Genomic DNA, 20519 nt, shown 5'->3' with positions numbered 1-20519 from the left:
CGTCAGGACGTCTTGAGGATCTTAGGGGCCCGGCGGCGCGTGGGGCAGTGTTACGGTGCCCGTGGCCCCCGGCGGAGAGGCGTACGAATGAGCGGCCCGACGACAGAAGCCCTGGTCACGCTGGGGCGGCGGTACGTGCGCAGTGCGCCGGGCACGTACGGCAAGGCGCGGCTCGCCGACCGCTGGCTGAACCCGCACCTGCGCGAGCAGCCGCGGCGCCGGGTGACCGAGACCGCGGTCGGCGCGCACTTCGCCGTCGATACGCAGGACCTCATTCAGCGGTACCTGTACCTGTTCGGGGTGTGGGAGCCGCGGATGACGCAGTGGCTACGGAACCGGCTCGCGCCCGGCGACACGTTCATCGATGTCGGCGCGAACATCGGCTACTTCAGCGTGCTGGCGTCCCAACTCGTCGGCCCGCGGGGGCGGGTGGCCGCGATCGAGGCGTCCGAGGCGTTCACCGCGCGGCTCGCGCAGAACGCCCGCCTCAACCGCTGCCGCAACATCCGCACTGTGCACACCGCGGTCTCCGACAAACAGCAGACGCTCACGTTCATACTGGCCAGCTCCGCGAACATGGGCGCGAACAGCATCGTCCCCTACGACGGGCCGGCCGAGTCGACGTTCGACATCGAGGCGTACCCGCTGCCCGAGATTCTCGACGCCGACGAGATCGCAACGGCCCGCGTCATCAAGGTCGACGTCGAGGGTGCCGAGGGCAGCGTCGTCCGGGGCATGGCCCCGATGCTCGGCCGGCTCCGCCCGGACGCCGAGATCACTGTCGAGGTCACCCCCGAGCGCATGGAGCAACTCGGCGACAGTGTCGAGGAGTTGCTCGACACCATGCGCGGCGCCGGCTTCCACGTCTACCGCCTGGCCAACGAGTACGCCGCCGCGTCGTACCCGACTGCCCTGCGCGGGGCGTCCGCTGTGCCCGTACGGTGGCGCGGCCCGGTGACCGGCGAGAGCGACCTGATCTTCTCGCGCGTCGATGCCGAGACGCTGCCCTGACTTTCTTGCTCTATTGGCAGATGTCCCAAGGCGGGTACGGGGGTTGGAAAAGACCCGTGGGGCAGGCCGAAGCGCTCGGGGTTGCCCTGATGTCGCTCGGTGTCACATGGTTCGCCGTTAATCTAGCCCCGGCCCCCTGTTCGGAGCCCGCCGCGTCCGCCAACGGCGGCCAACCGGTCTGGACTTCAAGCTGCCACCCCCCTGGTCGAAGTCAAGGTTCGGTGACCGACAGCCCGGCCGTCACGCCGAACGTCGCATGGACAGCTGGAAGCTCGGAGCCGCTACGCGCTGGCCACATCGAGAGTCCGCAGAAGCACGGTCTCCGCGGTGGCGAGCGCTGCCAGGACGTCGGCGTGCAGGTCCGCGGGGATCGAGCGCCGCCCCAGACCGGCGGCGCCGACCGCGTCGGCGAGGGTCTGTTGCTGCGCAGGCTGGAGAGCTGCGCTGCAGACCGGGTGCCCCAGGACGTCGCGCGCCGCGTAGCCGTCGCCGGATATGCATGCGCGGGTGATGACGTCCTGGCAGACCTCGGGCGCACGGTCGCTTTCGCCGAGGGCGTCGACCAGGGCGAGGCGCAGCCGGGTGTGGAAGACGTCCAGCCCCTCCGCGGTCGGGACCCGACCGCACAGCTTGAGCGCGTCGTCGGCCTCGGTGTCGGTGGCGCCACTGCGGCACATGATGGTGAGCACTGCCGCAACAGCCTTCTCCCAGGGGTCTCCGGGCGCGGTCTCGGCCAGGAGCGCGAGGGCAGCGTCCTGGCGTCCACTGGTGGCGTGGGCGAGGATCGCGATCTGTCGCCCGTCGAAGAGGCGTCGGCCGACCCCGCGGAGCGCCTGGAGCCGGTCGTGCGCCTGGTTCCAGCGGCCGGCGATGGCCAGAGCGCGGGCACTGGTGGCGAGCAGGGCCGACCACAGCCACGCCCGGAGATCGTGCTGGTCCTCCAGGCGCGCGGTGAGATGTTCGGCGGGCAGGGCGATGCCCTCGATGACGGTGTCGGCGCGGTCGTTGACCGCGGTGAACAAGTCCTCCATGAGGGCGTGGGCGCGTTCGCCGTCGCCGGCTCGCATGTGGAGCCGGGCAAGGTTGATCACGGGTTCGAGCGCGTGGCGTGCGGCCTGCGCGCCCAGGGGGTGGGCGCGCAGGTACACATCGGCCTGGCGGTGGCACCACTGCCGGGCCAGGTCCGGCAGGCCGACGTCCGATGCCAGGAGGGCGGCCAGGTTGAAGACCGCGGAGGCGGATGCCTGGTCGGTGTCCCTCGCGGCTGCCGCGGCGTGCCGGCGCATGGTGGCCACGCGGTCCGGCAGCGGCGGACAGGCCGGTCGGGGGCGGGCGACGAGGGGAAACCGACGGGCTATCTGTCCGAGGTCCACCGGGTCACTCCCAGGTGACGGTGATAGGGGTCTGGGGGCGGTCGAGCAGGAACCGGCCGGTGTCCGGGGCGGTGGGCTCGGGGCGGTCGGGAAGGTGGAAGCGGACGGTGCGGCTGCGGAAGGTGTCGTTCCAGACAGTGATCTCCCGGGCGACGGACGCGGCGAGCCGGGGCGCGCTGGGGCCATGGCCGATGACGCCGACCTCGTAGCGGCGGGTGCCGTCGTCGGCTGGGTCGGCGGGACGGATCGTCAGGTACGCGAGGCTGCCGTCCCCGGCGGCGGTGGCCATGGCCACCGTGGGGAACATGGGGGTGACCAGGCCCTGTTCGCGGGCCTCGGTCTTGACCTCCATGCGCATCAGCGGGTCATCCAGACGGAGGGAAAGCCACAGGTCCAGCCATTCGAAGGACTCCATGGGCACGAAGTGGACGCCGGTCCATTCGACGTGCCGGTCGGTGGCCAGGACGCCGTCCAGGGTGCTGGTCTCGGCCGTGGCGAGCACGTTGTCCTTGTGCGTCTGGAGGGTGACCTGCCCGTCGCCGGTGAGGTCGATGACGCGCCGCGCGTCGTCGCCGATACCGCGCAGCGGCATGAACACCGCCATCTCGCTGCCGGTGCTCGTCCAGCCCTCGTTGCCGCGCTCGAAGACGATGCTGCGGGAGACGGCGCCGCGCAGGCGGACCGGGACGACGAGCCGACCATCCGGCCGGAGCTGGTCGAGCCAGGGGCGGGGAACTTCGTGGGCGCCCACGGTTGCGATGATGCGGTCGTACGGGGCCGCGGCCGGTGCGCCGAGGGCGCCGTCCCCGAGGATGATGTCCACGCCGCTGACGCCGGCCGTGGTCAGGTGGGCGCGGGCGCCGTCCACGAGGTCCTCGTCCACGTCGACGGCGGTGACGTGGCCGGCTTCGCCGGTGATGGTTGCCATGAGGGCGGCGTTGTAGCCCGTGCCCGCGCCGATTTCCAGGATGCGGTTGCCCGGCTCGATCCCGAGCTGTTCGAGCATCAGCGCCACGATGGTGGGCTGGGACGCGGCGCTGATCCGCGCGCCGTCGGCCCCCCACTTGGTGTAGACGGCGTCGTCGGCGTACGCCTCCGGCAGCGGGCTGCCGGGCACGAAGCAGTGGCGCGGAACAGCCCGGAAAGCGGCTTCCACGGCGGGGCTGGAGACCTTGCCCTTCTTCACCAGGCTTTCGGTGAGGCGGGCGCGAAGCTCGGCGGCTTCCGGGGTGTCGGCGGAGGTGGTGGTGCTCGTCATGGTGCGGACCTTATGGGTGTCGGAGGGGGCGACAGCGTGATTCGGCCGTGTCGGCGTGTGGAAGACCTGGGTCGCGGCGAGGTGGGCGACGGTGGCCTGGTCGGTTGCGGCGAGGCCGGCACGGTTCGCGTGGAAGATGAAGCAGTGCGCCAGAACGGCGCGAAGCCCGCGGTCCAGCTGGCCGTGCTGTGCGAGGCGGGCGAGCTGCTGCCCGGCTTCGGCGTGAGCGTCGGTCCAGGTCGGCGGCAGCAGTTCGGGGGCGCTGCTCGCGTCCACTCGCATCAGGCGGCGTACCTTCTCGCCGACCGCCGCGGCCCGGTGCGGGGGCAGGGCGTGGACCGATGCCGTTCCGCGCAGGTCGAGGACCTGCCCCCAGACGTCGCCCTGCTCGAACCAGTCCAGGCCGGCGGCACGGAACAGTGTGGAGAAGAGCAGCACCGCCCTCTCGCGCGGGCCGAGCCCGTCCGAGCCCTGGGCGGTGAGCAGGTGCTGGCTGTCGTGGTGGAACAGCCGATGGGCGACGTCCATGGCGAGTTCGCCGCCGAAGGCCCGGACTTCGGGCTCGTAGACGCCGCGGGTCCAGCTGGTGATGCGGCCGCCCGCCTGGAGATCGGCGAGCGCGGTCTCGATGACGGCGGGCCGCGGGTCTTCGGAACGCAGCCGCAGACGCCAGCCGGGTGGCTTGCGGATGAACCACCACTGCGCCGCCCCGTCGAGCACGGGCACCAGGCCGTGGATGGCGACATCGTCGGCGACGGCGGAATCGGCGAATTCGATCATGTACTGGCGCCATGGGGCGCGCTCAGGCAGCACGCGGATGCTCCGTTCGGTCAGGCGATGAGTAGGCAGGTGTCCCAGCCGGTGACCGGCGGTGCGCCGGTGCCGGTCGTCAGGGCTGCGAGGGCCGTTCCCGCCGCGCCTTCCAGTAGGCCGTGGCTGTAGGGACCTGTCGTGGCGTCGGGGCTCTGGGACAGCAGGTCGGGGATGAGGGGGCGGAGGTGTTCGGCGTTCGGCGGGTCGGCGTCGGCCGCGGCCCGTTCGGCGATGCGGGCGAGGCCGGCGTAGCCGTGGCAGATCGTGGTGTCGACCGTGGCGGCCAGTTGCGCGGGATCGGTGAGCGCTCCGATGAGGGCGTGTTCGGCGGTGGCGCGCAGCGCGGGGTCATCGAGGGCGAGGGCGGCGAGCTGCTGGGTGCGGGCGAGGCCGGCGGTGCCGTAGCACCAGGAAGGGCGCCGCCGGGCGCCGCTGTGCTCGACCTGGGAGGGCTGCTCGCGGTACTCCGCGCGCGTGATCATGTACGGCCAGCGGGCGTTGTCGCCGTCGCCGGTCCGCCAGCTGTTCAGCCAGTCGCTGATGGTGGTGATGGCAGCGCGGTGTCCGGGGACCTCGATCCCTCGCAGGAGGGCGAGAGACAGCAGCGCGAGCGGGCCTGCGATGCCGTGTGCCAGTCCGAAGTTGGCGTGACCGCCGTCGAAGCCCTCATCGTCGGGTTCTCCCCCGGGACCGGTACGGGTCCACCAGCCGGGCAGGACGTCCTGCCCGTCGACCAGCGGCCCGGTCAGGGCGGCGAGGTAGTCCAGGACCGCGGTCAGCGCCTCGGTCTGGTCCTGGTTCGCCGGGGCACGGCGGAGGAGGTATCGGCCGAGGCCGGCGAGACCGCGCAGCGTGTCGAACTCGGCAAGGTGCGGCAGTTCCCCGGCGTCGATCCGGGCGCGGGCTCCCGCGGTGCGGCGGACGGTGTCCTCGGCGAGCCTGCTGTCCAGGACGGCGAGGGGGCCGGTGTACGTACCGGGGCGGGCCGCGTTCACCGCGGCCAGGGCGAACGCGGCGGCCCCGCCGCCGTAGAACAACCCGGCCTGGGGCCCGATTGTGATGGGCCCGGCGGCGACGACCTCCATCCAGGTCCGCACCCGGTCCCATGGCCGGGCGCCGGCGGCGGCCAGCTCGGTGTGCAGCAGGGCGATACCGGGCGCGCCGTGCGCCAGCGACTGCCTCCACCACGCCTCGCCGGTCGGCAGGTGCCCCGCGGTCGGGTCGGCGAGACGATCGGCCGTGGCCAGGATCTCGTCGGGGGTCACGGGCGCACTCCGGTGCGTGCAGCGGCGGCGAGCCCCGCCGCGCGGGCGAGGTGAAGGACGCGCCGCTTGCCGGCCGGATCGACGCCGTGGGCGCGCAGGTAATGCGTGTGCAGCAGCGAGTTGAGGGCCGCGTCGCGGTCCACGCCCGCAGTGGACGGGCTCGGCCAGTGCGCGGCGTACGCGGCCAGGGCCTTCGTTCGTTCCGTCCAGGAGCTGCGGATCGTCTCGCCGCCGGCCACAGCCAGGAGAGCGGCGAAGTCGTCGCGGGGATCGGCAGCTTCCACGGCTGCTGCGTGAACGGGGCGCGGTCTCCGGCCGGGCGGGGTGGGCGGCACGTGGGAGATCAGCCAGCGCACGGCCGCCTGCGGGCTGCCGGTGAACGCGGCGACGATGGAGACGAAGTTCGCCGCGGTCACCGCCTCGGCCGGCAGCGGGCTCGGGGCCGCGAGTTGGGTCAGGACCGCGCGCGAGTCGGCGGCTGCGGCGCCTTCGGCTGCGTCGAGCGCCGGTCCTGCGCCCCACCGGCCGGTCTGCTCGTGGTCGGTGGCGAACGTGAGGTCCCGCAGCAGACCGGCGTGGCGCAGGCCGTCCGCCCAGGCGCCAACCCGGCTGGCTGCTGGTCCGAACGCGGCAGGGTCGCGCAGCGCGATCCGAAGGCGGATGCAGTCACCGGCGTCTTCGTGCCGGAAGCGCAGAAACCACCAGCGCTCGGCCTCCAACTCGGCCAGGAGCCGGGGGAGGTGGGCGAGAACGGCGTTCTGCCGTTTCCGGTCGCCGAAGAAGTCGGCCAGGAGCAGTCGGCCGCGCCCTGGGAGCTGAGAGACCGTGGGGGTGACGACTCGCTCCGGGGCAGGACGGGGAACGGTCGGGGTCGTGGGCGTGGCGGAGGTGAGCGGGATGACGACCTCGTGTGCCCGTCCGCCGCACCAGCCGTCGGCGTCCGGCGGCGGCGCCTCGACCAGCACGGCTCGGGGGTGCGTGTTCAGGTGCTCGCGCAGGAGGGCGCGCCCGGCGGCGCTGTCAAGGTCCAGCGGCAGGCGGAAGTCGCTTTGGAGCAGCAGGACGCGTCCGGGAATGCGGCGGCGGATCTGGACCCGGCGGAGCTGCTCCTCCCACGTCGGCCACGGCGCGGCCCGGCCCGGCAGATCAGCGGCCTCCAGATGCCACCGGGCAGGAGCGAGCACGACCCGGCCCTGGCGGATGCGGGGCAGGAACGGCAGGCCGCTGGCGGCCCCCCAGTCGAAGTCACTGACACCTGCGGTCTTCCCCCGGGTGATCTCGCTGACGAGCCGGGCCAGCGGCGGCGTGTGCGTGTGCAGATTCAGGGCGTGGAAGACGGCCGGTTCCAGCACGAGGCCGTGCTGCGGCGCCGCAAGGTACAGACGGTCCGGGTCGCACCCGATGGCGAGGTCCTGCGGGGTGAGCACACCCGGCTCGGCGGGGTCGCGGTGCTCGCCGATACTGATGACCGAAGGCAGCATGCGCGTGCTGCGGGCGACGTGGGCGGTGCGCGGGTCGAGCGGAGTGAAGGAGAGCTGGGCGGGCGTTGACCCGTTCCGCGCGTGCACGATGTCGCCGACGAGGCTGACGCGTTCAGCGGGCGACATCAGATGGAGGAACCGCCCGGTGACAACGCCCACGCCGCGGGACACGGAGGTCGCCGTCAGCCGGAAGCGGCCGCCCTCCAGGGCGGCCAGGGACGGTGCGCCGACGTGGGCGACGATCTCCAGGTGGTCCGGCCAGCGGTTCTCTCCGTGCTCGGTCCGCTCCAGATCCGCGATCAGCTCCTCGGTGAGCAGCACCTCGATATCCCCTTCGAGTGCTGCGCGCTGGGCCAGAGCCAGGAGTACCGCGTCGCGTCGCCGGTTGCTCGGCTGCGGTTCGGCATCCGCGGCGTCTGGGTACCCGGCCGGCCAGCCGATGCCGCTGTCCGCGACGACATCCAGCAGAGGCACGAGCGCCCCGGTGCCGTACCGGCCGTAGAACCTGCGATGCCACTCCTGCCAGGCCGCAGGACCGTACGGTGCCGGACTCAGCCGGGCGAGCAGCCTGACGGCGCGCTCCGCCTCCCGGGCGACCGCCCCCGGCAGTTCGATGACGCCGTCGAGGCGGAGGTCGACCGCGACGGGATGACGGTCGCTGGGCGCCAGGCGACGCATGCGCTGTGCGGCGTCGGACCGGATCACGCGGGCGGCGGCCGGAGAAGCGGCGACGTGCCGAACCAACAGCTCGTGGATCTGGGCCAGCTCGCCGTATGGCAGGCCAGCGGCGTCCGGTACGGCCGACAGCACCCGGAGCAGGTGTCCGAGAGCATCCGGCGTCGTGCTCGGGGCACGCAGGTTGGTCAGCAGCGCCCCTTGCTCCACGAGGCTGGTGACCAGGGTGGTGATCTGCTGGGCAGAGGCATCCGGGAAGTCGGCGTGCAGCTTCTCGATCAGATCGGCCACGACGATGGGCGAGCGCGACATCTGCAAGGCGGCACGCACCGGGGCGATGTGACGCAGGGAGACCTCCGCGGCACCCGTCCCAATGGCGGTGCGCAGGGCCCGGTACGGCACGACGAGGCGATCGTCGCGCACGACGGCGGTGGTGGACGCGACCACAGCGAGGTGGGGAAGCGTGCAGGGGTCGGTCTCCAGAGGGGTGATCACCGCGTCCAGCCAGCCGGCATCGGCGGCTGCGACGGCGAGGTGCTGTTCGCCCCACCGGGCGCGTGCGCGGTCTTTGAAGGCGGCAGGCGTCACGCCCGCGAAGAGCCCGAAAGGGGTGGCGCGACCACGAAGACGCGCGACGTAGCGGGCGACGGACACCGCGGCCCGCCGGCTGTCACGTTCGTCAGGGACCCGCGCGTCGGCCAATGCGCTGATCCGTAGGACCAGGTCAGGCGCGGCGTGTTCGAGCGCGTCACGTAAGACGCCGTGCTGGAGGACCTGCCGCATCCAGGATGTCCACGCCGTGACCGCTTCGGTTCCCGACCCGGTCGGCGCCGGCCAGTCCGGCACGTTCGCTGCTGCGCCGATGCCGACGGCACGTATCAGGGCACCGTCAGCAGCTTGGAAACGCTTGTGGCTCACCAATCCTCCGCAGCTTCGAGCGGCCGGCCGGGCACCCGAGGGCGGGCGCCCGGCCGAACTTGTCAGGACATCAGACGGCGCTGATGCAGGTGCTCTTCTCACAGGTGTTGCCGCAGTTGTCGTCCGTCATCACGACGATCTTCGCGGGGTCGACCTGCTCGACCAGGGTGATGTCCAAGTCCCATGCGGGGACGGTGGGATCGGTCGCGGTGGGCGACGCTTCGGCGGTGACAGCACTGGGTGCCATGGGTTCCTCCGATCAGGATTTGCATATGGGTTCCCCTGGTTCCGGGCCCGGCGGGCGCGCACCAGGAAGCTCAGGACGAGCGCGAACTCGTGGTCATCCATCCATGCTCCGCCGCGCACGACCGCCGTGACTCGGTGCTTTCACGCCGAAGAACCCCGGCAGCGCTCGCGCCGGATGCAAAGGCACGATCACGCCGCGTCGATACGGCGGCCCTCCATGCGGTAGCCGCGCAGGGCGGGGTCCGTCACGGCGGCCTTGGCTTCCCGGATGCGTCGGACGATGTACGGCGCGCAGTGCGCGTCCAACTCCTCGTCGGCCAGGAACTTGTAGTCGAGCAGCTCGGGCGTCTCACCGTCTGGCGTGCCGCCCGCGTTGAGCACGAGCTTGTCCAGCTCACCCGGTGCCAGGCGGTGGAAGAACACGAGGGTGGTGGCCTCGGCGGACCGGCCCGGGTTGTCCGGCACCCAGTCGGTGATGAGCAGCGTGTGCGGGATGAGCGTGAGCCCGATCTCCTCCCGGGCCTCCCGGACGGCGGCGAGGTGCGGCGGTTCGTTGCGGTGGGCGCCGCCGCCGACCAGGTGGTACACGCCGTCCTTGTAGCTCGGCTGCACCAGCAGGGCGCGATCCTGGTCGTCCAAAATCAACCAGGCGCCGCCGTTGCGGCGCTGGCCGGGGTGCTGTAAGTCCGTATCGCGGTGTGCCACGGTGCGGTTCTCCTGTCGTAGTTGTTAATCGGTGGAGTCCGTTCCCGGCTGGTGACCGGTCGCCAGCCGGGAACGGGAGTTCATTCGGTGCAGACGCTGTGTGGACATCCGTGAGTGCCAGGTCCTTCAGGCGCCGGATGCACTCCTTCACAGGCGTGAAGGGCACCGGCACCGTAGATGGTGTGCACGGGGCCGAGCCACGGCACCGACCGGTCGGTGCTCTCGCACCGCCGGCACAGGCCGCGGACCCACGTGCGGCCGCCCACGGTCAGCGTCCGCGGCGGCCGGGGGCGTACCGGCCTGCCCCCGGCGCAGCTCGTCGTCCCCGACCCCTGGCAGGCGCGGCCGGCGCGCAGGCCAACTCCTCGTCCAGGTCGTCGCCCTCGTGGCCCTCGGGTGGCGGGACCACCTCGAAGACCATCAGCGTGGCCCCCGCCTTGAGGTAGACCCGGTCGTGGTGGGCCAGCTCGACCATGCGGCCGGCGTCCACCTGCCGGAGATTCGTGATGCGGTAGGCGTGCCCGTGCCCGTCCACGCTCACCCAGTCGTTGAGGCGAAACTGGTGTGGTGCCAGCTGCTGCGGGTTGATCGGGCGAGAGCCATCGCTCAACGTCCAGCCGGGAGGCTGTTGGGGGGTACTGATGGCCGTTCTCCTTCGGTGTGTGTGTTCGCGCTGCCCGGCCGCCGGAGCACGTTTGGCGGCCGGGCGCGCGCCGATCCCCACCAGCGGGGGACCGGTTGGCCCACTCCGGCCCGTGCCACGGGGGAGGCACAGGGGCGGCGCCAGCCCGTAGAACGCCGCTGGACGGGGTGGGGGTCTTATCTGGTGGCGATGTCGAACGTCAGGGCGAGCACCAGGCAGGCTGTGGCCACCGTGCAGACCACCTGCTCGGTGCGCTCGTTCATTCCACGGCCAGGGCCAGTTCGGCCCACACGCGCTTCCCCCAGGGCAGCGGATCGACCCCCCACCGGTCGCTGATCTCGTCGACCAGGAACAGGCCACGGCCGGTCTCGTCGCCCGGCAGCGCGCTGCGGAGCACGGCCTGCCGGTGGTCCATGTCGGTCACGGCCAGGCGCACGCCCCGCTCGGTGCGGGTGATCGTGACGCGGATCGACGCACCCTCGGCGTGGTCGGCGGCGTTGGCCACCAGCTCGTCGATGACGAGCCGCGCGTCATCGATCAGGACCCGGAGATGCCATGAGGCCAAGACGGTGGTCACCACCCGGCGGGAGACGCCCGCCGAACCGGCCTCGCGCGGCAACGTCCGGCTGTACACGGGCAGGCGGCCCGCGCCGGCGCGAAAGTCCAGGCACTGCACCTCATTCACCTCCGTCACCACCGCTCGACAGGGACCGGACCAGAGCCGCACGGCCGGCGGCCACCAACTCCGCGACATCGCGCGCGGCACACAACGCTCCCGGCCGGACCACGGGCACAACCCAGAACGCGGCCGTGCCCGCCGCGGTGCGGTCGACGGCCGGCACACCCAGATACGTGCCTGCGCCCAGGACCTCGGCGTCCGTCTCGCGCGAGTGCCGGCCGGCGTCCGGCTCGACCAAGGCGTAGTACCGGCGGCCCGCCGCTTGAGCGAACACCCCGCCGCGCAACGTGTCCGCCAGTAAGCGTGCGACCGTCTCCGCGTCGGTCGAACCGGCTGCCGACCACACCAGATCAGCGGGGATCCGCACCGCGCTGAACAGCGGCCCGCACTGGATCAGCGCGATGCCCTGCTTACGCCACTCCTCGTGGGTCCGCTGCCGGTGGGACGCCGCAGCGGACAGCCAGTCCGCCACAGCGCGGCGCTGCGGGCGATTCGCGTGCGTGCTCGGCATCTCAGCACTCCAACGGGTGCGTTCCGACGGTCTACACCGTCCCGGTCCGAGCCCTGCGCGGCCGAAACGTAGACCGGCGCGGTGCTCGCAACCAGGTTCGCAATCACCGGCAGGGCATCTGAAGGACGGTTTGGCGCCAGTTACTTCTCATCCAGGAGGACGTTTTGCTGACGGGCCGTCGTCGCGCGGCTACCGTCGTGAACCGAGCAGCCCTTGGGAGTGCACATGGCCGACAACGCCGCCCTTCGCGCCCTGATGTCCGCCCGGAACATCAGAACCCGCGAGCAGCTTTCCGACGCCGTTATCAACATGTCCATCAAGCTCACCGGGGTCCCCCTACCCTGCTCTCCCCGGCAGGTCGGGCGCTTCTTAAACGGCGAGACCGCATGGCCGAACGAGAAGTACCGCGCTCCTCTTGAAGCGCTCTTCGGCGTGCCGGCTGGTGAGATGGGGTTCACACCCCCTCCGGGATACGACGGCGCTATGGTCCGAGGCAACGCACCATCCTCAACCGCCCTGGGATCGCACGTGCTCCGCCGCCACTTCCTCCTCGGCCTCGGTACCGCCCTGGCCCTCCCGACGCTGCCCGGCCAAGGGCGCCTCGGAGTCTCCGACGTCGACGCGATCTGCGCGGCCACCGCCGAACTCCATGCCCTTGACGACCGCCACGGCGGCGTCGAGCTCGCCGATGTCGCCGCCCGCTACGTAGAGCACGTGGAACTGTCCGTACGCGCGTGCACCTGCGGCGCCTCCGTCCGTAGGCGCCTGCACGCCGCAGTCGGGGGGCTGGCAGCGTCCGCCGGCTGGTTCGCCTACGACGGCGGCAGCCCGTCCGAGGCCCGCCGCTGGTGGGACATGGCCTTGCGCTACTCGCTACTCGCAGAAGACTCCACCCTGCAGGCCCGTGTGTGGAGCTACATGGCCCGCCTCGAATGCGATCTCGGCCACGGCGATCAGGCGGTGGCCATCGCCCGCCACGCCCTGGACGCCACGCGCAACCGGCGGGACCCGCGCCTGTCCGCGCTTCTACACGCCCGGGTGGCTCTCGGCCAGGCCGTCAGCGGCGAACGCGGCCGCGCCGGCCAATCCCTGCACCGCGCAGACCTCGCCCTGGACCGCGCGACCACAACCACCGCGCCCTGGCTGGAGTTCGTGGGACCCGCCGAGATCACCGGGCAGGCCGCGCTCGTCGACTACCACCTCGGCCGCTACCGCACCGCGGCCGACCGTGACGAGAACGCCCTCGAACTCCTTCCGACCGGCTTCGGCCGCAACAGCTTCGCGACGCAGGTGAGCCTCGCACGCAACCGCCTCGCCGCCGGCCGGGCCGACGAAGCGCTTTCCGCGGCGCACCGCGCCCTGGACCTCATGGGCACCGCCCGTGTGCGATCGCCCCGGTGGGGAAAACACCTTGCAAGGTTCGTCGGCGACGTACAGAGGAACCCGCCGACTGGGGCCACCGAGTTCGCCGACCGCTATCGAGAGGTCGTCGCATCATGACGTCAGCCAGCGTGCTCACCACGACCCACTACGGGCCTCAGCACGCCACGGAGATCCGGCAGCAGCTCATCGACGTCTACGCCGAGGTCTACGCGGCGGAAGCCAAAACCGACCCGTTCTTCTCCGTGCCCCGCTTCACCGAGCGCCTCGACCGGCACTGCTCGAATCCCGGCTGGTCCTGTGTCGTCGGCGAAATCGACGGCGAGATCGTCGGCTATGCCTACGGCCGGCCCGACTCCGAGCAGGAGTGGCGGGAGATGGACACGGTGATTTCCTCCGACGTCCGCGAATACGGCGTCGGAGCAGACATGTTCGGTCTGTGCGAGATCATGGTGCGCACCGCGTGGCGCGGGGCCGGCGTCGCCCGCGCGATCCACAACGACCTGATGAGCGAGCGGCCCGAGAGCCGCGCATCCCTGCTCGTGGAGCGCGATCACCCGCGCGTCCGGGCGACGTACGACCGGTGGGGCTACCGGGCAGTCGCCACCTCCCGGCCCTCCCCCGACGCTCCCTGGTACGACGCGATGGTGCTGGACCTCCGTCCAGCAGCCGGTCCGGACATGCCCGCGGACACCGCTCGGACAGCCTGAACGGACACGCCCGGACGCCCTTTGACCTGGCACGACACAGCCCCGACCACGGCTCCGCCGCGCACTGCCGGGGCCGGTGTCCGGACACCGGCCCAGGACGCGTACGGACACGTCCGCCGCACTGTCCAAGCCGTGGCGGGGGGGCTCCGAGACGACGTACGCGGCAAGACACCGGCCGGAGCCCTCCACATGGGCGGTGATGTCGCATGCCCCGTGGCAGCCGTCCCATGATGGTGGGTCGACAGACCCGGTTCGTCACCCGAGCCTTACCTGCTTGACAGTCGTCCATTCGTACATCTGATGGTCGCGGTGGATGATGATGAGGTCAGCGTGTGTGACAAGAGCGGTGGCCGGCGGTACGTGGGCGTCTGCGACTGCTGCGGCGTGGGGTGCCGCCGGGCCTTCGGTGTTGCTGTAGGCCAGGCTCACGTGTGGGGTGAACCCGTCAGCGCTTTCCGGCACGTCGTTGAGGACTTCTCCGATCGCCGCCCGAACTTCGGATCGGAGTCGGCGAACGGGTTCAGCTGGCTGGACCGGGACGAGGATCGCCTCGGGATCAATCACAGGTGTCCCGAAGGTGAGACGAAAGGGATCAAGTCTGGCGAGACGGGCGCCAGCGGCCTGACTGATCGCCTCGACCTCGGAGTTGGTGATGTCTTCGACGAACCCCACGCCTTGCATGGTCAGGTGGAGCCACTGGTTCGGGATGAGGTCCAGGCCCCCGGCCGGAGCCAGTGCCTGGCGATACCCCTCGGCGAACCGGTGGATGTCCGGTTCGGTGTCCCAGGTGAGATGCCAGGTGTAAAACCGCCGGCCTACGCTCCAGCCGGGGCGCCACCACCAGTGATTGGCCATGCGTTCAGGAGACATGTCGCGATCTTTTCACTTGTCGACGCTGCCTGGCGAGAGGGCCAACCTGCGAGGGGCCGAGTCCTGGCACCAATCGGCCAGCGCTGTGCGCGCTTGGACGCTTGCCGATCCTCGTGCGCTGGGGGTCGACGCCATCATTCCCGCTAGGTCGCGCATACGGCTTACGACTGTGTCGAGGCGCTGCTCGGGAGGCAGCTGCAGCACCGGGGCCAGAGTCTCTAACACCGCCTCCGGTTGCCCGACCCCGATGTGACCCATCGCAGACGAGATCGTGGATTGGGCCTCCGTTCCGTAGGCCCGTACCGGCTGGGCCCGCAGGAGTCGAAGTGCGTTGTCGGCTTCCGTAAAAGCCTGGGCGTAGGCACCGATGCGCAGATGCGCCCCGGCGTGGTACTGCTCCTGTCGACCCGGGGAGCAGGCGAAGAGCCCTCCGATCTCATCATCACCTCGAACGCTGTCTCGTGCGGCGGTCGCTCGAAGTAGGGCCTCCTCCGTCTCCGTGACGGCGCCGAGCCGGGACCAGGCGTCAGCTTCCTGGCAGGCCAGGAGAACTTGGACCGTCCCTGTTGCGGACGCTGCCGTTCCTCTCCTTGCCCACTCGACTGCGTCTTTCAACCGCCCATCCCAGAAGGCGATTTTGCTTCGTGTAGATGCCGTCCAAGCACGTAGCTCGGCGTGATCGATCGCCTCGGCGCACAACCATGCTGTTCGTCCGTGAGCGTCGGCATCGGCTAGATGTCCGAGATCGCTACTCATCCAAGCCATCAGCGTGCACAGATACCCAGCTGCGGCGTAGAGGTCCGTGGCCTGTCTTGGCCATTGGTGGCCTTCGAGGAGCCGAAATGTACGGTCTCGAAGCAGACGAGTCCGGGTGAACGCATCGACCGCGTCACCCACGAGATAATCGGCGGAGAGCCTCCGAATTTCTGCATGGATTTGCTCTAGAGCGATGTCGCCCACATTAGTTGTCTCGGCCCACGCAGCCCATGCTGAGGACTCGTCAGCAGCTTCTCGGACGGCGACCGTGCTTATCGGGCGCTGCCCTTCCCCGGTTGACATCGCTTGGCCGGGCGAGTTGACGGTCCTGTCCGCAGCCAACGTCGGCTCAGACTTCGCAGCGGTATCGCTTCTCGGGACGCTGAGTTTGGCGCGGCGATCGTGCAGATCGAGCAGTTGGTCGGGGGTGCAGCCGTACGCCTCAGACATAAGACTGAGCACGGTCTCCGAAGGTCGGCGACCGCCGGGAAGGGGGAATTTTTCCACTTTCCCACCAAGGACGCGTCCGCAGCGACGGATCGAGGGCGCCGGGCACCTATCGAGTTGATGGTGTCGGCCGCTTCCTGCTGGGACCAGCCGAGGGCATGCCGCCATCCCTCACGCGCGCGGAATCCCCATCGTGTGCGCATCTCGGTAGCAACTTCGGTGAGTGTGCAGCCAGCAGCAAGCATCTCGCGACGAAGCGCGTCGCGTTCTGTTTTGCTGCCGGGCCTCGGAGGTTGTGCCATGAGACCGTCCCAGTGCGTCGGTGAGGTGCTTCCACGGTAGCGCCGAGTTATCCGCCGAGTGGCTGAGTGCCCACGGTTCGCTGCGGACGGCTGCCCTTTTTTCGGTGGGCATTCGCGCCCAAGCGCAGGTCAGGGGCCTGTCAGGTGTCCGGAATCTATGGACAACCGCGCCCGTGACCGCGGGGGACGGCTGACGCGACCGTAGTGCTGCAACGCACCACTGCCCAGGACCCTATCCGCGCCTCGCTTGCTGAAGGCGCGGGGACTGCAGAGGGCTTCGCAGTCGACTTCTCCCCAACGAGGACTCATGAACTCCAGCGTGTCAACCGCTCACCGCAGGTTTCGCCAGCCCTTACCGGCCTCCGGTTTGACGGTGCGTGCGCGGTTGGTGCTGATCGCGGTGGTGGCGGTGGTGGCACTGATGGCGTTAGCGGTGTTGGTGGTGGTGCCGGGGTGGCAGCAGCAGCGGAGTCTGCGGACCGCGTCGGAAACGGGGCGGTTGGGTGGTGAGGACTCGCTGCCGCTGTTTGTTGCGGTGCAGGCTGAGCGGCGGGCGAGTGTGGTGGCGATGGCGGCGCCGTCGAGGGCTTCGCGGGCCGCGCTGTCGGCGCAGCGGGTGCGGACGGACGCGGCCGAGGCGCGGTTCCAGACATTGTCGGGGTCGACGCTTCGGGTCAGCGAGCGGCATTCCTGGCCGTTCGTGGAGCGGGTCTACGCCCGGCTGGGGTCGCTGCCGCGGGTGCGGGCCCAGGCCGATGCCCGCGGGGGTGATGCGGATGCGGTGGCCGGCGACTACACGGACCTGATCGGTGATCTGATCGCGTTCTACCAGGATCTGTCGGCGATGGACGATCCGAAGCTGGTGCTGGAGACGCGTCCGCTCGTCGGGCTCTTCTACGCCGATGACGCGCTGTCGCGCGAGGACACGCTGCTGGCGCAGGCGCAGGCCAAGGGTGAGCTGACGCCGTCCGGGCGCCGCGAGTTTGCGCTGGCGGCCGGTGCGCAGGCGGTGATGTATCAGCGGTGGGTCGGGCCGTATCTGCCGCCGGCCGAGGCGGCGTCGTACGCCGCGATCACACGGAGCGCGGACTGGGCGACGCTGATGCGGGTGCAGTCGGCGGTGGTCTCGGCGCCGTCGGCGAGTGGCAGCGTGGAAGCCGGTGACATCGCGGGGCTGGCGGGCTGGGATGCGGCGTACGGGCGGGTCAGCCAGAAGATCGCCGCGCTGAACCTGGCCCGGACGCAAGGGCTGCTGGCGCACGGGGTCGCGCGGGCTGACGCGATCCGCACGCGGGTGGTGTGGACGCTCGTCGCGATCGCCGTGGGGATCGGCCTGGTGGCCGCCCTGGTGGTATGGCTGGTGCTGGGCATCGCCCGGCGGCAGCGGCAGGTGGTCGCCTCCACGACCGCGGGCGCGGCCCGGCTGGAGGGCGTGGTGGAGCGGCTGCGCACCGGCGAGGCCGTCGACCCCGCCGCGGAGTTCCCCGAACCCGACGGCCCGGCGGATGAGTTCGCGGTGATCGAGCGGGCCCTGGTGCGTGCGCAGCGCACCGCGGTGGCAGTGGCGGCGCTGCAGGCCGCCGACCGGCGGGGGCTGGGCGAGTTCGTCAGCGCGACCGCCGACCGCACCCTGGTCCACCTGAGCAGGAGTCTGCAGGGGCTGGCCGAGCTGATGACCGAGCCGAGGGCGCAGCCGGTCGTGGGGCAGCTGGTGGCGGTGGATGCCGCGGCGACGGCCGCGCGCCGCTACCAGGAGAACTTGTCGACGCTGGTGACCGAGCGGGCCCGCGGGATGCTCTACACCGCGCCGCTGGCCCTGGTGGACCTGGTCAACGACGCGGGCGTGGCGACCGGGGAGCCCGGCCGTGTGCGCAACCAGGTCGCGGAGCGGTTGTGGGTGGCGCCGGAGCACGCGGCCGGCGTAGTGCAGGCGCTGGCGGCGCTGCTGGACAACGCGCTGGCCTACTCCAACGGGCCGGTCACGGTGACCTCGACGGCGGCCGTCCACGGGGTGGCGGTAGAGGTGGTGGACGCCGGCGCCGGGATGACGGCGCAGGCGCTGGAACACGCGAACCGCATCCTGGCCACCCCCAGTCCGGATTTCGCAGTGATGGCGGCCCTGCACGGACAGGTCGGCCTTGCCACCGTCGCCCAGCTCGCCCGACGCCACCACCTGAGCGTCCGACTCGGCCGCAGCGTCTACGGGGGCGTGCACGCCACGCTGATGATCCGCCAGACCATCACGGCCGCGCCCGGCCCGGATCAACCCGCATCCCCGGCGACCGACCCCGCTCCCAAGACCGCCGACCGGGACTCCGGCGGCCACGAGCCGCACCGGCTTCCGCCGCTGGCCGCGCCGCCGATGCCCCGCCGCACCCGCCCCGCGCCGGCGACCGGGCATCCCGGTGCCCCGTCCTCCGCCCAGCCGGTACCGCCAGCGCGGGCGCCCGAACCGCCGTCGGCCGGCTCCAGCGGGAGCGCTTGGGATGTCGGACTGCAGACGCCGCGCGGCGGCCCGGCCCCGGCGGCAGGAACGTTCGGCCGCGGCGAGGTCTCGACGTTCGCGGCCGGCGCAGGCGACGGCTCTGCCCACACCGGGGACGGCCTGCCTTCGAATACCGCCGCCGGTGCCCCGCTGCTGCCGCGGCGTGCCCGAGGTCAGCATCTGCACCCCGCCCTCGCCGACCCTCCCCCTGGCGCCGAACCCGCCCGCCGCGAGCAGCCGTTCACCGAGCCGCCCGACGATCCCGCGACGGTGCAGGCCGCGTGGTCGACCTACCGGCCCGCCGACACAGCCGACAGCCGCGACAGCCACGGTGGCGCCCCTGAATCCCCTGACCCCGCGAAGCAGAACGGACCCGCCTGATGACCATCACGCACACACAGCCTCCGGCGGCCGGCAACCCCCAGGTGCAGCAGCTCCTGGACCGGCGCCTGGCCGAGGTCGCCCACCTGCAGGACGCGGTGATCGCCACCCGCGACGGCATCCTCCAGTACGCCTCCGGGACTGTCGACGTCGTGGCCCAGCCCGGCCGCGACCCCCGCGACCTGCACCGGGAGGCGGGGGAGCGGCGCAGCGCGATGCTCGCCAGTCTCGCCAGTCTCGCCGAGCGCGTCACGGCCGACGGCGGGGTCGGCCGCCACGTGCGCAGTCTGGTCGAGGCCCGCGACGGCTGGTGCGTGATCGGACCCATCGGCCGGCACAGCCTGGTCCTGCTCTACGCCCTGAAGAGCGCCGAGCCCGGCATGCTCGGCCATCACCTGGCCCGCCTGGACCAGGACCTGGGCGCGCTGCTGGACACCGAGCGCCGCGGCACCGCGCAACTGCCCGGGCCGACCGCATGACCAGCCCACCCCCAAGGTCCTCCGGCCGCTCCGGGCAGTCTCGTCCCTACGCGAGCACCGCGGGCCGGGTCCACGCGCCGGACGAGACCGTGGGGCTGGACACCCAGGTCCTGGCCCGTCGCCTGCCGCAGGAGTTGGCGTTCAACCGCGACCAGCAGCGTGTGCTGGAGCTGTGCCGCACACCGGCGGCGGTCGCGGAGCTGGCCGCCCGGATGCGGCTTCCGCTGGGCGTGGTCACCGTGCTGGTCCGCGATCTGCTCGCGGCCGGCGCCGTCACCGCCACGCCCCCGCTGGACATGGCCGGCGCCTCCACCGTCTCCACCGCGCTGCTCCAGCGGATCGCCGCCGGCCTGCGCCGCTCCCTCGACGACTTACCGACCACCTCCGGCACGGTGCCTGACGCGCCGTCCGGTACCGCACCCGGCACCGTCTTGACTGGCGGGCCGCACCACGGAAGGGGCTTACGTGCCCGTGCCCGAGCCCTCTAGCGCCGGCCCGGGCCCGGCCGCGGCCACGCCCGTGTTCGCGCCTGCGGTGAAGATCGTGGTGGCCGGCGGGTTCGGTGTCGGCAAGACCACCTTCGTCGGCGCGGTCAGCGAGATCGAGCCGCTGTCGACGGAGGCCGACATCACCGCCCCCAACACGGTCGACGACACGAGCGGGGTCGGCGGGAAGACGAGCACGACGGTCGCGCTGGACTTCGGCCGCCGCACCATCACCGCCGGCGCCGTTTCACGCCACGCGTCGGTGGAGGGGGCGGTCACGCTGTATCTGTTCGGAGCGCCGGGCCAGGAGCGGTTCTGGTTCCTGTGGGACGACCTGGTGCGCGGCGCGATCGGCGCGATCGTGCTGGCCGACACCCGCCGCCTGACCGACTGCTTCGCCGCCGTCGACTTCTTCGAACGCCGCGGTGTCCCGTTCGTCGTGGCGGTCAACGCCTTCCATGGGCGGCAGCCCTACGCCGAGCCGGAGCTGCGCCGAGCGCTCGACCTCTCCGACACGGTCCCGGTGGTGCAGGTCGACGCCCGCGACAGCGCCTCCAGCCTGCGCGCACTGATCGCGCTGGTGGAGCACCGCCTGCGCGAGCCCGCCGTCACCTGAACCCGCCCACCAGCAGCCACGGAGCACCCC

Annotated in this window: 17 protein-coding genes; 7 read left to right on the top strand and 10 right to left on the bottom strand. The window is 71.6% G+C overall.

Annotation, left to right across the window (positions count from 1 at the left end; all coding sequences use genetic code 11):
* The first annotated feature begins 87 nt into the window (after positions 1 to 87).
* Positions 88 to 1011, top strand: a complete 924-nt coding sequence (locus VSR01_RS28455; RefSeq protein WP_326451929.1) for an FkbM family methyltransferase — start codon at positions 88 to 90, stop codon at positions 1009 to 1011.
* Between the two features lie 281 nt (positions 1012 to 1292).
* On the opposite strand, the gene VSR01_RS28450 is transcribed toward VSR01_RS28455, so the two are convergent.
* The 9 genes from VSR01_RS28450 to VSR01_RS28410 form a co-directional block, all read right to left on the bottom strand.
* A complete protein-coding gene (locus tag VSR01_RS28450) occupies positions 1293 to 2306 on the bottom strand; it encodes a hypothetical protein (RefSeq protein ID WP_326451928.1) in 1014 nt (337 codons plus the stop codon).
* 82 nt (positions 2307 to 2388) lie between these two features.
* Entirely contained in the window at positions 2389 to 4422 is a 2034-nt protein-coding gene (gene fxlM, locus VSR01_RS28445) for a methyltransferase, FxLD system (RefSeq protein WP_326451927.1), read from the bottom strand.
* 50 nt (positions 4423 to 4472) lie between these two features.
* Entirely contained in the window at positions 4473 to 5720 is a 1248-nt protein-coding gene (locus VSR01_RS28440; RefSeq protein ID WP_326451926.1) for a lanthionine synthetase C family protein, read from the bottom strand.
* Positions 5717 to 8896: a lantibiotic dehydratase gene (locus tag VSR01_RS28435; protein WP_326451925.1), complete on the bottom strand. Its 3180-nt coding sequence runs from the start codon at positions 8894 to 8896 to the stop codon at positions 5717 to 5719. Before VSR01_RS28435 ends, VSR01_RS28440 begins: the two co-directional genes overlap by 4 nt.
* Positions 8865 to 9041, bottom strand: a complete 177-nt coding sequence (gene fxlA / locus VSR01_RS28430) for an FxLD family lanthipeptide (RefSeq protein ID WP_326451924.1) — start codon at positions 9039 to 9041, stop codon at positions 8865 to 8867. The genes VSR01_RS28435 and fxlA overlap by 32 nt, the downstream gene beginning before the upstream one ends.
* 188 nt (positions 9042 to 9229) lie before the next feature.
* Positions 9230 to 9745 carry an NUDIX hydrolase gene (locus tag VSR01_RS28425; RefSeq protein WP_326451923.1) on the bottom strand — a complete coding sequence of 172 codons (516 nt, stop codon included), beginning with the start codon at positions 9743 to 9745 and terminating at the stop codon, positions 9230 to 9232.
* A gap of 268 nt (positions 9746 to 10013) precedes the next feature.
* A complete protein-coding gene (locus VSR01_RS28420; protein ID WP_326451922.1) occupies positions 10014 to 10355 on the bottom strand; it encodes a hypothetical protein in 342 nt (113 codons plus the stop codon).
* A 292-nt stretch (positions 10356 to 10647) separates the two neighbouring features.
* Entirely contained in the window at positions 10648 to 11064 is a 417-nt protein-coding gene (locus VSR01_RS28415) for an ATP-binding protein (protein WP_326451921.1), read from the bottom strand.
* A gap of 1 nt (position 11065) precedes the next feature.
* A complete protein-coding gene (locus tag VSR01_RS28410; RefSeq protein ID WP_326451920.1) occupies positions 11066 to 11578 on the bottom strand; it encodes a hypothetical protein in 513 nt (170 codons plus the stop codon).
* A gap of 225 nt (positions 11579 to 11803) precedes the next feature.
* Here VSR01_RS28410 and VSR01_RS28405 point away from each other — a divergent pair, with 225 nt between their 5' ends.
* Positions 11804 to 13078: a hypothetical protein gene (locus tag VSR01_RS28405; RefSeq protein WP_326451919.1), complete on the top strand. Its 1275-nt coding sequence runs from the start codon at positions 11804 to 11806 to the stop codon at positions 13076 to 13078.
* On the top strand, positions 13075 to 13668 hold the full coding sequence (locus VSR01_RS28400) for a GNAT family N-acetyltransferase (protein ID WP_326451918.1): 594 nt from the start codon (positions 13075 to 13077) through the stop codon (positions 13666 to 13668). The genes VSR01_RS28405 and VSR01_RS28400 overlap by 4 nt, the downstream gene beginning before the upstream one ends.
* Positions 13669 to 13923: 255 nt before the next feature.
* Here VSR01_RS28400 and VSR01_RS28395 read toward each other — a convergent pair whose 3' ends face one another.
* Positions 13924 to 14523, bottom strand: a complete 600-nt coding sequence (locus VSR01_RS28395) for a 2'-5' RNA ligase family protein (RefSeq protein WP_326451917.1) — start codon at positions 14521 to 14523, stop codon at positions 13924 to 13926.
* A gap of 1827 nt (positions 14524 to 16350) precedes the next feature.
* Here VSR01_RS28395 and VSR01_RS28390 point away from each other — a divergent pair.
* From VSR01_RS28390 to VSR01_RS28375, 4 genes are read left to right on the top strand one after another with little or no spacing between them, the layout of a single operon-like run.
* Positions 16351 to 18909, top strand: a complete 2559-nt coding sequence (locus tag VSR01_RS28390) for a nitrate- and nitrite sensing domain-containing protein (RefSeq protein ID WP_326451916.1) — start codon at positions 16351 to 16353, stop codon at positions 18907 to 18909.
* Positions 18909 to 19388 (top strand): roadblock/LC7 domain-containing protein, encoded by a 480-nt coding sequence (locus VSR01_RS28385; RefSeq protein ID WP_326451915.1) that lies wholly within the window; start codon positions 18909 to 18911, stop codon positions 19386 to 19388. Before VSR01_RS28390 ends, VSR01_RS28385 begins: the two co-directional genes overlap by 1 nt.
* Positions 19385 to 19876: a DUF742 domain-containing protein gene (locus VSR01_RS28380; protein WP_326451914.1), complete on the top strand. Its 492-nt coding sequence runs from the start codon at positions 19385 to 19387 to the stop codon at positions 19874 to 19876. The genes VSR01_RS28385 and VSR01_RS28380 overlap by 4 nt, the downstream gene beginning before the upstream one ends.
* Positions 19860 to 20489: a GTP-binding protein gene (locus tag VSR01_RS28375; RefSeq protein WP_326451913.1), complete on the top strand. Its 630-nt coding sequence runs from the start codon at positions 19860 to 19862 to the stop codon at positions 20487 to 20489. Before VSR01_RS28380 ends, VSR01_RS28375 begins: the two co-directional genes overlap by 17 nt.
* Positions 20490 to 20519 lie beyond the last annotated feature (30 nt).

The organism is Actinacidiphila sp. DG2A-62 (assembly GCF_035825295.1).
Taxonomy (GTDB): domain Bacteria; phylum Actinomycetota; class Actinomycetes; order Streptomycetales; family Streptomycetaceae; genus Actinacidiphila.
This window is presented reverse-complemented; position numbering and strand designations above follow the sequence as displayed.

Coding starts and splice junctions, on each gene's coding strand:
- VSR01_RS28455 (WP_326451929.1), top strand. CDS start 88: ATGAGCGGCCCGACGACAGAAGCCCTGGTCACGCTGGGGCGGCGGTAC.
- fxlM (WP_326451927.1), bottom strand. CDS start 4,422: ATGATCGAATTCGCCGATTCCGCCGTCGCCGACGATGTCGCCATCCAC.
- fxlA (WP_326451924.1), bottom strand. CDS start 9,041: ATGGCACCCAGTGCTGTCACCGCCGAAGCGTCGCCCACCGCGACCGAT.
- VSR01_RS28410 (WP_326451920.1), bottom strand. CDS start 11,578: ATGCCGAGCACGCACGCGAATCGCCCGCAGCGCCGCGCTGTGGCGGAC.
- VSR01_RS28405 (WP_326451919.1), top strand. CDS start 11,804: ATGGCCGACAACGCCGCCCTTCGCGCCCTGATGTCCGCCCGGAACATC.
- VSR01_RS28400 (WP_326451918.1), top strand. CDS start 13,075: ATGACGTCAGCCAGCGTGCTCACCACGACCCACTACGGGCCTCAGCAC.
- VSR01_RS28395 (WP_326451917.1), bottom strand. CDS start 14,523: ATGGCCAATCACTGGTGGTGGCGCCCCGGCTGGAGCGTAGGCCGGCGG.
- VSR01_RS28390 (WP_326451916.1), top strand. CDS start 16,351: ATGAACTCCAGCGTGTCAACCGCTCACCGCAGGTTTCGCCAGCCCTTA.
- VSR01_RS28385 (WP_326451915.1), top strand. CDS start 18,909: ATGACCATCACGCACACACAGCCTCCGGCGGCCGGCAACCCCCAGGTG.
- VSR01_RS28380 (WP_326451914.1), top strand. CDS start 19,385: ATGACCAGCCCACCCCCAAGGTCCTCCGGCCGCTCCGGGCAGTCTCGT.